The 15,138-nt window shown below is 63.0% G+C and carries 12 protein-coding genes; 1 reads left to right on the forward strand and 11 read right to left on the reverse strand.

Annotation, left to right across the window (positions count from 1 at the left end; all coding sequences use genetic code 11):
- Window positions 1-45: 45 nt before the first annotated feature.
- The 11 genes from AC1AYD_RS05550 to AC1AYD_RS05600 all read right to left on the reverse strand — a co-directional run bounded on the left by AC1AYD_RS05550 (window position 46) and on the right by AC1AYD_RS05600 (window position 13,866).
- The gene (locus AC1AYD_RS05550) at window positions 46-1,434 is read right to left on the reverse strand and encodes a lanthionine synthetase LanC family protein (RefSeq protein WP_476532655.1); all 1,389 of its coding nucleotides are present in this window, start codon (window positions 1,432-1,434) and stop codon (window positions 46-48) included.
- 64 nt (window positions 1,435-1,498) lie between these two features.
- Window positions 1,499-2,329 carry an SDR family NAD(P)-dependent oxidoreductase gene (locus AC1AYD_RS05555; RefSeq protein ID WP_476544810.1) on the reverse strand — a complete coding sequence of 277 codons (831 nt, stop codon included), beginning with the start codon at window positions 2,327-2,329 and terminating at the stop codon, window positions 1,499-1,501.
- A gap of 248 nt (window positions 2,330-2,577) precedes the next feature.
- Entirely contained in the window at window positions 2,578-3,426 is an 849-nt protein-coding gene (locus AC1AYD_RS05560) for a GNAT family N-acetyltransferase (RefSeq protein WP_476532657.1), read from the reverse strand.
- Between the two features lie 51 nt (window positions 3,427-3,477).
- A complete protein-coding gene (locus AC1AYD_RS05565; protein WP_476532658.1) occupies window positions 3,478-4,341 on the reverse strand; it encodes an NAD(P)H-binding protein in 864 nt (287 codons plus the stop codon).
- Window positions 4,342-4,460: 119 nt separating this feature from the next.
- A complete protein-coding gene (locus AC1AYD_RS05570; RefSeq protein WP_476532659.1) occupies window positions 4,461-5,498 on the reverse strand; it encodes a uroporphyrinogen decarboxylase family protein in 1,038 nt (345 codons plus the stop codon).
- Window positions 5,499-5,562: 64 nt separating this feature from the next.
- Window positions 5,563-7,254: a dipeptide ABC transporter ATP-binding protein gene (locus AC1AYD_RS05575; RefSeq protein WP_476532660.1), complete on the reverse strand. Its 1,692-nt coding sequence runs from the start codon at window positions 7,252-7,254 to the stop codon at window positions 5,563-5,565.
- Complete coding sequence (locus AC1AYD_RS05580; RefSeq protein ID WP_476532661.1) at window positions 7,251-8,174, reverse strand: ABC transporter permease; 924 nt, start codon at window positions 8,172-8,174, stop codon at window positions 7,251-7,253. Before AC1AYD_RS05580 ends, AC1AYD_RS05575 begins: the two co-directional genes overlap by 4 nt.
- A 19-nt stretch (window positions 8,175-8,193) precedes the next feature.
- Window positions 8,194-9,141: an ABC transporter permease gene (locus AC1AYD_RS05585; RefSeq protein ID WP_476532662.1), complete on the reverse strand. Its 948-nt coding sequence runs from the start codon at window positions 9,139-9,141 to the stop codon at window positions 8,194-8,196.
- Window positions 9,142-9,194: 53 nt separating this feature from the next.
- A complete protein-coding gene (locus AC1AYD_RS05590) occupies window positions 9,195-10,877 on the reverse strand; it encodes an ABC transporter substrate-binding protein (RefSeq protein WP_476532663.1) in 1,683 nt (560 codons plus the stop codon).
- A gap of 184 nt (window positions 10,878-11,061) precedes the next feature.
- Window positions 11,062-12,342 carry an aminotransferase-like domain-containing protein gene (locus tag AC1AYD_RS05595; RefSeq protein WP_476532664.1) on the reverse strand — a complete coding sequence of 427 codons (1,281 nt, stop codon included), beginning with the start codon at window positions 12,340-12,342 and terminating at the stop codon, window positions 11,062-11,064.
- A 15-nt stretch (window positions 12,343-12,357) separates the two neighbouring features.
- Window positions 12,358-13,866 carry an FAD-binding oxidoreductase gene (locus AC1AYD_RS05600; RefSeq protein WP_476532665.1) on the reverse strand — a complete coding sequence of 503 codons (1,509 nt, stop codon included), beginning with the start codon at window positions 13,864-13,866 and terminating at the stop codon, window positions 12,358-12,360.
- Window positions 13,867-14,074: 208 nt separating this feature from the next.
- Between AC1AYD_RS05600 and AC1AYD_RS05605 the strand changes: the two genes are divergently transcribed.
- Entirely contained in the window at window positions 14,075-15,049 is a 975-nt protein-coding gene (locus AC1AYD_RS05605) for an alpha/beta hydrolase fold domain-containing protein (RefSeq protein ID WP_476532666.1), read from the forward strand.
- The last annotated feature ends 89 nt before the right edge of the window (window positions 15,050-15,138 follow it).

A 15,138-nucleotide genomic window follows, 5' to 3' on the forward strand; every position in this document is an offset into this window, starting at 1 on the left:
GAGTAAGTTCTATGGACGAAAAACGGCTACAACGTCATGGCAGAATCAAGCGAAATGCTCCGGGAACGGATCATCCGCAAGACGCAGCCATGCTTCTTGCCCCTCCTCCACTGCATACAGCTCCAGCAGAGACGCGGCGATTCCAGCGATACCGTCGAAATATCCAACGGGGCGGGTGTACTGATCCGGTTCCACACGTGTGAACGCAAGTGGCCAATCAGAGGAACCGTTCGGAAGAATCTCTTCCTGCCCAAGCACCACATGGGCACTACGCCGGGCTAGGTCAAGCCAACGGTCGTCATGGTCGGCCGCATACAATCCGATGAAGAAGTGAATCAGACCAGCATGGCCGCAGCAGTAGTTCACCGAATTCCACAGACCTGCGCTCTGACGCTCCGGAGCACCCAATGATTCAAGGCCGTCCACCAACCGGACAATCTTCTCCCGATACGAGGTGTCACCGGTGGCCTGTTCCAACGCGTAGTAGAAACGAGCGGTTCCTGCAGGACCGTGGCAATTGCCAAGGTAGTAGACGATGTTGCCGTTCTCCACCAACGGATTGCCCTGTTTGTCGAAACGGTACGGCAGCAGAGCCCCCTTCGTCTGCGGCACATACAGCTTTTCCAAGTAGGCATCGATGCGCCTTGCCGCATCCAGATAACGCTGATCACCGGTGAACTTGTAGAGATTCACGAGCAGGAATCCAACGCCTGCCGATCCCAGCTCAAAGCCCGGTTCGATGAAGTCCTCCACACCATCGAACACATCGAACCACAATCCACCATCAGCTGTGGCCTGCCCGGTGGCAAGGACGCGGTCACCCGCCGCAATGATGGTCGCACGCAAACGTTCGTCGTCCAGTTCCAGCTTTCTATATGCATCAATCAGGAACAGCACGGCACCGGTGTCCAGCATGACAGATGTGTTGTCGCACCAAAAAGCACCATGTTCGTCATGCTCGGCGTTATCCACATACCACTGCAGGATGTCCAGCACCGCCTGACGATACTTGTCATCGCCGAAAACGCGCCAAGCCTCCAGCAATACGGCACCGACACCGGCGGCACCACCGTACAAGCCTTTTTCACGATGCTTGAGCCAGACATCATTCGGCGTGGCCGGTACGGTCGGCCAATGCTCAGCCAGGTAATCCAACGACTGGACGGCGATGTTCCTGTATCGTTCACCTCCCGCCACCGTATGAAGCTTCAGATAGAAGTACGCCAGTCCAGTGATGCCTCGATACAGCGTGTAGTCAATGGCGCTGGTATCGGTGCCTAGCCAATACACGCCGTCATACGCGTTACGCTGGCGGGTGGCGATGACGCGTTCACCTCGTTCGGCGGCATCAAGATACGCCTTCGGCCCCGAAGGGATCACCGTCGGGTATGCCTTCCCCAGCGCGAATCCATATTTGTCTGCGAAAATTCCCATGTCTGTTCCGTTCCTATATTGATATGCGCTCTAATGAATCATCGAATCGAGGCGAAGCCATCGATTACAGCAACGAGACGCCGCCATCCACATAGATGACCTGCCCCTGCACAAAATCGGATGCCCCCGATGAAAGGAACAGAATCGCACCGTTCAGATCCCCGGGCTTAGACACACGTCCTGAAGGATTGTTACGGGCACTGGCGGCGATGCGATCAGGGTTGTTGTAGAATTCCTCAGTCATGTGCGACTTGTATAGCCCCGGTCCCACAGCGTTCACCGTGATGCCATACTTCGCATACCGCGCAGCCAGAGCTTTGGTTAGACCCACGACCGCCGCCTTCGTGACGTAGTATGAATCTTTGACGAAGCGTTCCGAAGCATCATATTGGATGGCGACCACAGAAGCGATATTGACGATTTTGCCGTACCCGCGCTCTTTGAATTCAGGAAGCACGTATTTGACGGTGTTGCGGATACCATTGACGTTGACACCGACGACTTGGTTCCACTCTTCTTCGGAGAAGTTCTCCACGCTGTCGGAAGGACAAATACCGGCATCATTGAGCAGGATATCGACACGGCCGAAACGCTGATGAGCAGCCTCGAACGCCGCCTTCACACTGGATTCCAGCGACACATCGGTCTGCACGGCCAGAGCCGGATGACCGGCCGATTCAAGCTCTTCAGCCAAGGCTTCAATGCGATCCAAGGCGATGTCGGCCAGCACGACCGAAGCCCCGGCCTCGGCGTATCCGCGCGCTGCGTCACGGCCCAGTCCAGAACCGGCACCGGTGATGAACACCACCTTACCGTTGATATCGAATAGATTCTTGGCCATGCAGAACGCCCCAATCCCACGTCGAATATGTGCCAGACCGCCCTTCGCGGCCATTGCTCACAATTTATGCGACTTGGGATTCCGACACGGTGGTCCTATTATCGCCATTCCCGCCACACAACGATAAAGGCGTCTTATAGCGCCGTACCCTGCTATAGGTATAGGTGATAACACCATCGTCATCACCATGCACCAAGTACGTCAGAAATACTCGATTCCTACCCCCACTTCACCTTGTTGAACAGTTTCTTCCACAGACGGACATCGGTATCGAACGCGTCCGCCCCGATTTCGCCCATCGTCTAAGCCGCCTCCACCACGATCAACCCGCTGCGTGCGGGCGGTTCGGTAACGACCGTATCCGCACGCCACAACGTGACGGGCACACCGTAGCGTTCGGCCACACGCCGCAACTCCGAAGCCTGTTCGGTGTCAATCGGCCAGGCGACAGCCAAACCGTGTTCCTCGTCGGCCTCACTGCGGTGGAACTCGTAACGGGCGATATCCGCCGGATCGGTGGAGACCACACGCCCCAGTCCGGCGGCGCCAAGCGCACGCGCGAATCCGGCGATCGACCCCGGACCGTCCACGACCGTGTCGCCGCGGTATGGCCGCGTGCGCTCCCACTCGTCGACGGTCGGGTCGTGCGCGACATATTGTTCCGGAATCCGGTATGTGTAGGTCACGATCCTGTAGCCGCCGTCCACGACGAACGTCTCGCGTTCAGGACGCCGCTCGAATCCGTAGGATTCGTACAGCCGCCGCGCGCCGACCATGCGCAGGCCAGTATGGATCTCCACCGTGCCGATGCCGAGCGCACCGATACTGCGCACCGCATGGTCGATGAGCGCACGCGCGACGCCTCGCCCCCGGCACCTCGGCGAAACGCCCAGCTGTCGGAACTCGCGTTCGCCGGGTCGGGTGAACGCGAGTTCGTCCGCGTCGCCGAGCGTGGTACGCGGCGTCAGGACCACGCCGGCGATGTCGCCGTCCTCCTGCGCGATCCAGACGTGGTACTCCTTCGCATGCTCGGCGACATTGCGCAGGTCGGCCTCATAGAACGACGACAGTTCGATGGTGGAGCCGAAGGCGTCCACCAGGACGTCGGCGACGTCCCCGTAGCGTTCCGGCGTGGCTTCGACGATTTCCATGCGTCCCTCCCTGCGTGAGTTTCCGGTTCCGGTTCGGTTTGACCCGTTCGTTCAGGCCTTGAGCGCACCCTTAAGCACGTCCTCGATGGTCTGCGGCGCGCGGCCGATCACCGCGGACAGACCGCCGGTGGGTCCGGCGAGCGCACCGGCGGCGATGTCGCCGTCGAGCTTGGTGACCCAGTCGATGCCACCCTGCGGCACGCCGGCCGCCTTGAGGTCCTCGCCACGCTGCTCGACGGAAACCGGCTTGTAGGCGACTTCCTTGCCGTAAATCTCACCGGCGATTCGTGCGAGGTCAGCGTAGGTGAACGTCGCGTCGGAGCTGAGTTCGAGGGTTGCGTTGACGAGCGTGCCGTCAAACAGCACCTTGGCGCCGACGGCGGCGAGGTCCGCGCGGGACGCGGCGGCGATCGCACCGTCGCCCGCGGCGGTTTCGAGTACGCCGCTCGCGCCGGCCTGCTTCACCTCGTCGATGAAGTTCTCGGCGTACCAGGTGTTGCGCAGGCTCACGTAGGGCACGCCCGCAGTCTCGAGGTAGGCTTCGGTGGCGCGGTGGTCGACGGCGACGAGCAGCGGCGACGTGTCCGCCTTGAGCACGGACGTGTAGGCGAGGAGCTTCACGCCGTTCTTCTTGGCAGCGTCGATGACGTTGCGGTGCTGCTGGGCGCGCTTGGCGAAGTCGCCTCCGGAGACGAGCAGCACCTTGTCGACGCCTTCGAGCGCCTTGTCGAGAGCCGCCGGATCGTCGTTGTCGACCTGGGCGGTGTTGACGCCGAGTTCGTTCTTCAGCGCGGCAAGCTTGTCCGCGTTGCGACCGGCGGCGATGATCTGGTCGGCGGGCGTGCCGAGCGCGATGAGTTCACGGACGACTGCGGATCCGTAGTGACCGGTGGCGCCGGTGATGAAGTAGGTCATGATATTCGCTCCTTACGTGTGCTTTCTTATGTGTAGTGGTGGGATGATTCGGCCGTGTCGGATGATTCGACCGTGATGATTACGTAGTTGCTTGCGTGCTTGCACCGAGGCACCCGATGTCAGGCGACGGCGGCCTCCTTGTAGGCGGCAATCGCCTCGTCAGACGCCTTGGAGGAGACGGAGCAGGTGGGCGCGACGACGAGCACGTCGCCGGTGACCTTCCTCGCCTCGGTGACCTCCTGACGGATCTTGTCGAGCACTTCGACGGTGGGCTCCTGCGCGAGCAGGTTGTGGTTGACGCCACCGACCTTGGTCTTGTCGAGCGCCACGTCGATGCCCGGGTTGCTGGGATCCTCGTGATCCCAGTTGATGCCCTCCAGCGGGAACTCCTGGAACCACTGCGGATGGGATTCGGCACCGCAGGTGTGCACGATGCGCAGCAGGCCGTCCGCGCCCTCAAGCTCGATATCGTCGTAGGGACGGGAGAACTCGTTGTACTCGGCTTCGCTCAGGAAGCCAGGGTTGGTGATGCCGGCGACGACGAACACGAGGCCGTCCGCGCCCGCCTCCTTCTGGGCCGCGGCGTACTTGGCGAGCGTCTCGGCGATCGCGTGGAGCGCATGGTGCGCGCCGGCGCGGTTCTCCTTGAAGAGATCGTGGATGGTGAGCGTGGTGGTGGAGCCGGGCGCGGGCAGACCGGGCGCGAGCGGCAGACCGGCGAGCTTGCTGAGCACGTTGATCGGCGAATACAGGGTGGCGAACACCGGAGTGTCCGGCGCGCCTTCCTTCACCTTGCGGATCACGTCGACCTGTTCCTCGATTGGTGCGTTGCCGGCGATGTCGAGCTCGTTCACCTTCCACAGGTCGTCGGGCGTATTGACGATCGCCTTCTTCTGGGCCGGAATCGGCAGGAACGGCACTGGGTAGTCGTTGTAGTCGTACTCGTTGCCCCACGCCTCGGCGTAGTGGACGGTGCGCGGGTTGAGCTTGATCCAGTCCCAATCCCACTTGCGCGCGTTGCGCAGCGTGGCCGCGACCAGGTCGTCGCCGTTGCGTTCGGCGGCGACTTCGTGCGTGTACGAGCTGACCGGCGGACGATCGGCCTTCTCCCCCTTGAAGACCGCGTTCAGTCGATCGATCTTGCTCCACTCGGACATGGTTTCCCCCTTGTTTGCTATGTGGTTGTGGAAATAATTCCCGGAAAATCTGATATCTGATATGTCAGTGACGCTGGCCGGGAACGCTGGCCAGCAGTCGCTTCGTGTAGTCGTTCTTCGGATGCGTGAGCACCTGCTCGACGGGTCCCTGCTCGACGAGATGCCCGCGTTCGATGACGGCCACCCTGTGCGCGATCTGCGAGACGACGGACAAATCATGGGTGACGAACACGTAGCTCAATCCCAGATCCTTCTGCAGATCGATGAGCAGGTCGATGACCTGTGACTGGACGGTCACGTCCAGCGCGGACACCGGTTCGTCGAGGAACAACGTGTTCGGGCGGATGGCGAGCGCACGGGCGATGGCGACGCGCTGGCACTGTCCGCCGGACAGTTCCTTCGGCTTCGCATTCGCCACGCTTGCGGGCAATGCCACACGGTCGAGCAGTTCGGCGACACGGCGACGACGTGATGCCCTGTCACCTTCATGGAACGCATTGAGCGGTTCGGAGATGATCTGCGAGATCTTCTTGGTCGGGTCGAGTGAGCCGAACGGATTCTGCTGCACGAGCTGGAACGTGCGGCGCGCATTGCGCAGCTCACGGCCGCCGGTCTTGGTGATGTTGATCCCATTGACCTCCGCGTAGCCGTTCTCCGGCTTCTCGAGGCCGAGCGCGATCTTGAGCAGCGTGGACTTGCCGGAGCCGGATTCGCCGACGATCGCCAAGGTCCGGCCTCGTGGCGCATCGAGCGTCACGTCGTCGAGTGCCTTGAACGTGCGGGCACCGGCACCGCCTTGCGTGCGCCGCAACGCGAACTGTTTGGTCACGTTATGCCAACGCACCGCAGATTCTTCGACAGGGCCGGATTCGCCGGAGACCTTCTCTACACCCGTATCCTTCGAGCCTTCCGCATTCTCCGCCTGTGCGGTGAGCACGTCGAGACGGTGGGCGGGCGCGGCATTGAACAGATCGATGGTGTACTGCTCCAGCGGATGCCGTGCGACGTGGTCGGACTCACCCTGTTCCACAATGACGCCGTTGTGCATGACGACGATCGTGTCGGCACGGTCGGCAGCCACGGCCAAATCATGGGTGACCATGAGCAGGGACAGCCCCTTGGCACGCACAAGTTCGTCGATGCGGTCGAGAATCTCCTTCTGCACGGTGACGTCCAGCGCGCTGGTGGGCTCATCGGCGACGAGCAGTTTCGGGTCGCCGACGAGCGCTTCGGCGATGAGCGCACGCTGCTTCAGACCACCGGACAGTTCGTGCGGGTACTGCTTGGCGCGCAGCGCGGGCTTGTCGAAGCCGGCCTCCTCGAGCAGCTGCTCGACGCGCGTCTGGAGCGCGTCACCGTCAAGATGCTCCTTGAGCCGGACGATGAGCCCCAACTGACGGCCGATGGTGAGCGTCGGATCGAGACTGGTCTGCGGGTCCTGCGGAATGAAGCCGATGGCGGTGCGTCTTACTTCGAGCCACTGTCGGTCGTCGGCCTTGAGCAGGTCGCTTCCGTCGAGCAGCACGCTGCCTGTGGCGGTCGCGTTCTCCGGCAGGATGCCGAGCACGGTGCGGATAATCGTGGATTTGCCGGAGCCGGATTCGCCGACAATCGCCACACGCTCGCCTTGCTTCACGGCAAAGGTGACGTCGCGCACGGCGTCGATGGAACGGCGGCGCGAAGTGTAGGAGACGCGCAGGTCGACGATGTCGAGCAGCGGAGCGTTCTGCGCCGCAGTAGTGGTTGCGTCGGTCATTTCAGCTCCTTCTTCACGGCGTTGCCGAGCACGGTGATGGCGAGCACGGTGGCGACGACGACGAGACCGGGCAGGACGGACAGCCACGGCGAGGTGAGCAGGTAGTCACGGCCGTCGTTGATGAGCGAGCCCCATTCCGCCTCCGGCGGCTTGACGCCGAAGCCAAGGAAGCTCAACGTGGCGACGGCCATGATGATGCCGCCGAAGTCGAGCAGCGCGAGCACGCCGACGGGGCCGAACGAATTGGGCAGGATGTGGTTGACGATGATGGAGAGGTTCGACGAGCCGCTGGTGCGCGCCGCTTCGATGTAGTCCTCCTGCTTGACGCGGAGCACCTGCGAGCGCGTGGTGCGGGCGAAGGTCGGGCAGATGCCCACGCCGATGGCGATGGCGACCGGCATGGTGCCGAAGCCGATGGCCGTGACGATGGTGATGGCGAGCAACAGTCCCGGAATGGCGAGCCACACGTCGACGAAACGCATGAGCAGCGCGTCGAGGACGCCTCCGAAGTATCCGGCGACCACGCCGAGCAGCAGTCCGGCGACGACCGCGATGGCGAGCGCGACCAGGCTGGCGGTGATCGTGGTGCGGCCACCATAGATCACGCGGCTGAACACGTCTCGTCCGAGCTTGTCGGTGCCGAACCAGTGCGCGGCGGAGGGCGCCTGCATGCTCTGTGCCGGAGCGGTGGCATACGGGTCGGTATGGGCGAACCACTGGGGACGGAACGCGGAGACGAGGACGAGCGCCACATAGAGCGCGGCGATCGAGGCGGCCACATGGTTGCGTGCCAGTGCGGCGGTCTTGCGCAACGCGGATGCGATCCGCCCGCGGCGGCGACGGACGACGGACGTTTCTCCGAGAAGACGCGCGGCCTTCGGTTCGGGACGGGTCAGGTCGAGTGTGAGTTGGGTGGTCATGGCAGGTCTCCTTGGAACGTCAGATGCGGATGCGCGGATCGAGCAGCGGATAGATCAGGTCGACGATGAGGTTGACCAGGACGAACGCGCCGGCGGCGAGCACAACGGCCCCCTGCACGATCGGGATGTCCTGCTGGGTGACGGCCTGCTGGATCAGCATGCCCAGACCCTGTCGGGCGAAGATGGTTTCGGCGATGATCGCGCCGGTGAACGTGTCTCCGACGAGCAGACCCAGAATAGTGAGGGACGGCAGCGACGCGTTCCTGATGACGTGATGGACGATGACCTGCGTGCGGCTCAGCCCGTGTGCCTTGGCGACCACGGCCTGCGGGCTGTCCAGCACCTCGTCGAATTCGCTGAGCAGCAGCTGACCGAGCAGCGCGCCCGTGGGGATGGCCATCGTGATGGTGGGCAACACAAGGCTCTTCCATCCCTGCATGCCCATGGACGGGAACCACCCGAGCGAGAAGCTGAATACCTGCATGAGCAGCAGTCCCACCCAGAAGGACGGCACCGACATGCCCACGACCGGAATCGCCCTGAGCACGTCGCGAATCACGCGATTGCGGGTGAACACGGCGATGAACGCCAGCGCGAAGGCGAACGCCACGGCGACGACGAGCGCGAGCAGGCTGACGAGCAGCGTGCTGGAGACTCGGGAGACGAGCAGCGGCAGCACCGGCTGTCCCAGCGTGTAGGAGGTACCGAAATCACCGTGAAGGGCGGCGAACAGCATCGTGAAGTACTGCTGCACCGGGTTGGCGTCAAGCCCGTATGAATGACGCAATGTCGCCACTTGGTCGGCGCTGAGGGAGCCGATGTCCGTTCCCTTGGCCTGCAGGACGAGCGCCAGCGGGTCGGCGGGCAGCAGGTTCAGGATGACGTAACACACGGTGTACGCGGCCCACAGCACCAGCACCGCCTGCGCGATGCGTCCGAGCACGTACCACAGTTTCGATGTTCTCATCGGTTCCCTCGATTCCTTGCGTCGTATTTATCGGCCGAGCCGATTCGCTCCGGTCACTGGGCCTTCCACAGGTCGTGGAAGTCGCCGAACGATTCGCCGGTGAAGCGCAGGCCATGCACCTTGGAGGACAGGCCGACGTCCTGGAGTCGTTCGAACACCGGGATGATGATGTTCTCCTTGCTGATCGTGTCTTGCACACCCTCGTAGATGGAGGTGCGTTCCTTGGTGTCGGTGGTGGCGGTGCCCTTGTCGAATGCCGCTTCGAGCGTGGCCTGGGAGTCCGCATCCTGCGTGTTGCCGGAGATCGCCTTGAAGGTGGCGTAGCGTTCGTCGAGCAGCGTGTTGATGGCGCTCTGGTCGGCGCGCGTGTAGGTCAGCGAGACAAGGTCGTACTTGTTGGCATTGGTGAGCGTCGTGTACTGGGCGCTGGTGACCACTTTGATCTGGAAGTCGAAGCCGGTCTTCTTGAGTTCGTCCTGGATGAGCTCATAGCCGTCATCCTTCTCGGAGGTGAGGAAAGTGACGGTCAGCTTCTTGCCATCCTTGTAGCGGTAGCCGTCGGAACCCTTCTCCCAGCCCGCTTTGTCGAGCAGTTTCGCGGCCTTCGCCGTGTCGTATTCGACGCTGGACGGTTCCGCCTTGAAACCGGGAGTGGTGGAGCTGATCACGCCCTTGACGGTCGGATATCCGTCACGCAGCACCGTGTTGCCGTAGGTGGTACGGTCGATGGACAGGCTCAGCGCCTGACGCACGTCGTTGTCGGAGAGGACGCCGCCGTTGCGCACGTTCGGGAACAGACCGAACGTGGCTCCCGGCAGGGCGCGGCTCTGCACGGTGCCGCCGGTCTGCTTGATCTGGGTGATGTCGTTCTGCACGAACGGAGAGTCGGAGTCGGTCCACACGATGTCGGCGGTGCCGGAGGCGAAGTTGCCGAGGCGCACCGAATTCTCCGGCACGTAGGAGATGGTGATGGAGTCGAGGTAGGCGTCGCCCTGATGCGCGGCAAGCGGCGACGAGGACGTGTATCCCGTGCGCTTCTTCAACGTCACGCCGGTCTTGGCGTCGTACTTCTCGATGGTGAACGGACCGGTGCCGACCGCCTGACCGTCGCAGCGCTGCTGCGGGGTGAGCTTGGCGGAGGCGCGCGAGATGATGCCGAGCGTAGGCGTCGCAAGCCCCTGCAGGAAGCTGGCGTTCGGCGCGGAGAGCTCGAACTTGACGGTGTGGTCGTCCACCTTGCTCACGCCGGTGAGGTTCTGCACGTAGAAACCGCCCACCGTGCCCGGCTTCTCCTTGAGAGTGGCCAGGTTCTCGGTGAAGGTGTCCACCACGGCATCTGCGTCGAACTTGGAACCGTCGGAGAAGGTGATGCCGTCCTTGAGCGCGAACGTGTAGGTCTTGCCGTCGTCGCTGATGGTCCAGCTCTTGGCGAGCCACGGCTTGATCTCACCGGTCTTCGGATCCTGGTCGACGAGCGAATCCACGTAGTTGCGCACGATGGTGCGCGACTGGGTCCACGCGGTCTGGAACGGATCGATGCACTGGAGGCTGTCGGGCGATTCGACGATGGTCACCGAACCACCCTGCTGCGGCGTTCCGGTGTCGCCGGACGCGGTCTGCGCCGCCGAACCGGAACCGCAAGCGGCGAGGGCCATGAGCGCCGTCGCCGACATACCGGCGGCGACGAGCTTCCACGCCTGCTTCCAAGTGCCTTTCGAACCGTTCGTCGCGTTCACGTTATTCCCCTTTGCGATGTTGCGGATAAGTCGTTTCCCCCGACCTGCTCCGTGTCCCCCCGTTGCAGGTCGTACCGACAGCCTAACAACGCTTCACTTGGTGAATCGCCTGTTCGTTATCCCGATTCTCCCCCATTTCGCCATAAAGCCGACTTATAGACGCGTATATGGTGATAAACAGGATTTATAACCTTGGGCGCACCCGTTCCGCCACGGTTCGCAGACGCGCCACTCCCTCGACCAGATCGGCCTGTGACGCGTGTGCGAAGGAGAATCGGGCGTATGCCGCATCACGACCACCCGGCACGCCGCCGACGAAGAACCCCTCGCCACCGATTGGATTGATGCCCTCCGCCGCGAGTTCGCGCGCTACTGCGTCATCCTCCACGCGCAGCCATCGCGGCAGCCGCGCCCACAGGAAGTATCCGCCTTGCGGTCGGTCGAAGCGGATGTCATCGTCGAAATTCCGACGGAGTTCGCCGGCCAGTGCGGCGGCTTTATCCGCATACACGGCCCGCTGCCCCGCCAGCAACCCATCAGCCCACCCCTCATCGGCCAACAGCGAGGCCAACGCATGCTGGGTGACCGCCGAGACACCACCATCCACCGCAAGACGGTATTCGGCGATGCGTCCGATCAGATCCGGGTCCGCGATAAGCCAGCCGACGCGCAACCCCGGCCCCAGCCACTTCGAGAACGACCCGATCTCCAACAACGGGCTTCCCGCCGTGCCACGGTATTCACGCGGGAATTCGGCGGGCTCATGTGTGAACCATAGCTCCCGGTACGGGTTATCGGCGATGACCGGCACACCGTACCGCGCGGCGACATCCAGCAGTCGGCGCTTGGTCTCCGGCGAGGAGACGACGCCCGTCGGATTCTGGAAGTCGGGGATCGTGTAGATGGCCGCATACCGGCCGCCGGCACGCAGACGACGTTCGACGTCGTCCACGTCGATGCCCGATTCGGTCAGACCGACGGCTTCGACGTGCACACCGAACCGCCGGAACGTGCCTGCCCACTGCGGGAAGGCCGGATTCTCGACGAGCACGGTGTCGCCGGGATTCGTCACCGCCATCATGGACAGGAAAATGCCGCCCATCGCACCGTTCGTCACGATTACTGATTCCACATCCACACCGCGCCTACGGGCGATGATCTCACGCAAGGCGGCCACTCCGAACGGCGACGGATAGGACAACGCCGCAGGTGCATACGTCGCCTGTGCGAATGCCTCACCGATGCATTCACGCGGAAGCAGCGTCTCATCCGGCAAGCCGGCGGCGATGTCGATAGGCCGGCGTGCAGAGACGGACGGCACGGCACCACCACGCAGGGAATCCCCCGGACGCAATGCTTCAAGAATCGCCGAACGGCGAATGCGAGCGTCAGACGAAATCGACGCCGCGGAACCGGTGCCGATACCGGCCGTATCAGCGGAAACCGTATCGGAGAGAATCGTCATACCAGTGTCCATCAATCACACCCACTTCCCCGGATTGAGAATCCCGTTCGGATCGAGCGTGCGTTTGATGGCACGCTGCAGATCGAGATTGTCTTCGCCGATCTGCGCGACGAGACGGTCTTTGAGCTCGAGTCCGATGCCGTGTTCGCCGGTGATCGTGCCACCGTGCGAGAGCACGTAGTCGAACAACCGCCGGTTCGCCTCGGCGAGCGCAGGCGGAAACACGTCGTCCGATGAATTCCTGGGCAGGATGAACCCGGTATGGGTGTTGCCGTCGGCGACGTGGGCGAGGATGGTGAGTTTCGCGTGGGCATCATCCGCGAGGCGGGCGAGATAACGCAGAAATTCGGAGATGCGGTCCAGCGGCACGGCGACGTCGCTGCCCGCCATCCACGCCTTGCCGCGCGGGAACGCCTTGCCGGCCTTGCGCATGGCGAGGAACGCCTCGGCCTGTGCGTCACTCGCCAACAGCACGCATGCACCGGCGCGATTGAGCGCGTCAACCAGAACGTCCGCATCCTGCCGAGCGGAAGCACCATCCGTCGTGATTTCGATGAGCCATTGAGCACCGTACGCCACTTCGCCGAACACGTCGAGGTCGGTGGCGTCCGGAGGCGCGGACATGAGTTCCATGGACGCCGGCTGCACTTGCGTGCCGAGGACCGTGTCGACGGCGAATCCGGCCTGGTCCAGGTCGTCGGCGAACACGATGGTCTTCGCCAATCCACGCGGGATAGGCCGCAGTCGTATGGTCGCGGCGACGACCACGCCGAGCAACCCTTCCGAACCGGTGAACAACGCGGTCAGGTCGAATCCGGCTACGTTCTTCATCGTGGGACGACCGGTCTCGATGATGCGCCCGTCGGCGAGTACCACGGTCAGGGACAGCAGCGAGTCACGGGTCACACCGTATTTCGCGCATTTCAGTCCACCCGCATTGGTCGCCACATTGCCGCCAATGGTGGAACGTTCGTAGCTGACCGGATCCGGCGGATAATACAGCCCGTACTGCCGCGTCGCCTCGTTGATGCGTGCGTTGATGACGCCCGCCTCGACGACCGCGTAATGCCCAAGCGGGTTGATTTCACGAATCCGATTCAGACGGTCGGTAAGCAGCAGCACCCCCGGCAACGTAATCGTCGACAGTTTGCCGAGACCGGTACCGGCTCCGCGCGTATATACGGCGATGCGCTGCTCGTTCGCGGCGCGCAGAATCACGCTGACATCATGCTCCGACCCCGGCAACAGCACGGCGAACGGCGCGTTCTCATGGCTGAACGCATGATGATGCGACGCCACGAGTTCGGCAATGGCGTCGGACTCGTCGACGATGACGCCATCACCGAGCTGCTCCCGCACTTGCTCGAGGAACGCACGCCGCGCCCCGGCGTTCACGATGCTCTCGGCCTCCCTGTTCGCACCGCCGATGCCGTCGAGGTCGTCGGCCGTGACGAATCCCGCCAACGGGTCGGCCTCCCCGTGCTCATGTTTCGATATGATGCGCTGACTGTCGATCGTCGTCATGTTTCCCCCGAATCATGCGAGGGTACGGGCCCCATCCCGTACCGTTGCGCATGACGATAGCGGAAAACACGATGCAACCGGTCGGTGCCGCTATATCCATCCTTTATGAACCGTTACGGGAACGGTGATCGCACGTCGCCTACCATGGGCAGCAATCCGTACCTCTTTCCCATCACCCAACCCACTCCGACCGAAAGCTGCGCATCCTATGCCGACCGCATCATCGCAAACCGTTTCCCTCCCGCCGCAATCCATCGCACAAACCGCGCAAACCGCGTCCACCGTCCACATTCCCGCGAACCCGCAACGGCTGGGACTTGCTCGCGTCACGCGCAACGTGGCGTACAAGACCGGACCGGACAATCTCGTCATGGACATCATCGCGCCGCAGAACCCCACCAACCCCACCGACGACCGCCGCTACCCCACCGTCGTGTTCGTGCAGGGCAGCGCGTGGACCACGCCGGACCGCGACTACGAGCTGCCGCAGCTCGCCGAGCTCGCGCGTGAAGGCTACGTGGTCGCCACGGTGAACCATCGCAACGCCTCGCGCAATCCGGAGCACGTGTTCCCCGCATATCTCGAGGACGTGAAATCGGCGATCCGCTATCTGCGCGCGAACGCCGCGCAATGGCACGTCGACCCGGACCGGCTCGGCATCTGGGGCACGTCGTCGGGCGGCAACACGGCGCTGCTGGTCGGCATGACCGCCGACGACCCGCGTTATGCGGACGGCACCTGGCCGGACGAAAGCGACGCCGTGGATTTCGTGGTCAGCTGCTTCCCGCCCACGGATCTGACGGAGGCGGTCGACGCGTTCGGCCACGAGGACGACCCGTTCCGTCTCTACTATTTCGGCCCGTTCGCCGCCGTCGTGGGCGCGACGCCCGCCACCGGCATCACCGACGAGGTGCGTGAGCGTGCCGCCGCGATGAGCCCGTTCCTGCAGGTGGAGGACGGCCGCGACTACCCGCCGACGCTGCTGCTGCACGGCACCAGCGACACCGTCGTCCCCTACCGTCAGTCAGTGAAGATGCGCGACCGCCTCGTCGCCCGCGGCTACGACGCACGGCTCATCCTTGTCGACGGTGCCGAGCACGAGAACGACTTCTGGAGCCGTGCCGTGCTGGACGAGATCTTCGCCTTCATCGGCCCACTGATGAATCCGCATGCTTTCCACTGATGAATCATCGGCACTCCCACTTCCCGATTATCATAAATCCCACTTCCCGATTATCATAAGTCCTACTTCCGAATCTACATATCCATTCT

Source organism: Bifidobacterium sp. LH_426, from assembly GCF_056356875.1.

Excerpts from the sequence above, each read along its gene's own strand:
- AC1AYD_RS05550 (WP_476532655.1), bottom strand. The coding sequence starts at position 1,434 with ATGGGAATTTTCGCAGACAAATATGGATTCGCGCTGGGGAAGGCATAC.
- AC1AYD_RS05555 (WP_476544810.1), bottom strand. The coding sequence starts at position 2,329 with ATGGCCGCGAAGGGCGGTCTGGCACATATTCGACGTGGGATTGGGGCG.
- AC1AYD_RS05560 (WP_476532657.1), bottom strand. The coding sequence starts at position 3,426 with ATGGAAATCGTCGAAGCCACGCCGGAACGCTACGGGGACGTCGCCGAC.
- AC1AYD_RS05565 (WP_476532658.1), bottom strand. The coding sequence starts at position 4,341 with ATGACCTACTTCATCACCGGCGCCACCGGTCACTACGGATCCGCAGTC.
- AC1AYD_RS05570 (WP_476532659.1), bottom strand. The coding sequence starts at position 5,498 with ATGTCCGAGTGGAGCAAGATCGATCGACTGAACGCGGTCTTCAAGGGG.
- AC1AYD_RS05575 (WP_476532660.1), bottom strand. The coding sequence starts at position 7,254 with ATGACCGACGCAACCACTACTGCGGCGCAGAACGCTCCGCTGCTCGAC.
- AC1AYD_RS05580 (WP_476532661.1), bottom strand. The coding sequence starts at position 8,174 with ATGACCACCCAACTCACACTCGACCTGACCCGTCCCGAACCGAAGGCC.
- AC1AYD_RS05585 (WP_476532662.1), bottom strand. The coding sequence starts at position 9,141 with ATGAGAACATCGAAACTGTGGTACGTGCTCGGACGCATCGCGCAGGCG.
- AC1AYD_RS05595 (WP_476532664.1), bottom strand. The coding sequence starts at position 12,342 with ATGACGATTCTCTCCGATACGGTTTCCGCTGATACGGCCGGTATCGGC.
- AC1AYD_RS05600 (WP_476532665.1), bottom strand. The coding sequence starts at position 13,866 with ATGACGACGATCGACAGTCAGCGCATCATATCGAAACATGAGCACGGG.
- AC1AYD_RS05605 (WP_476532666.1), top strand. The coding sequence starts at position 14,075 with ATGCCGACCGCATCATCGCAAACCGTTTCCCTCCCGCCGCAATCCATC.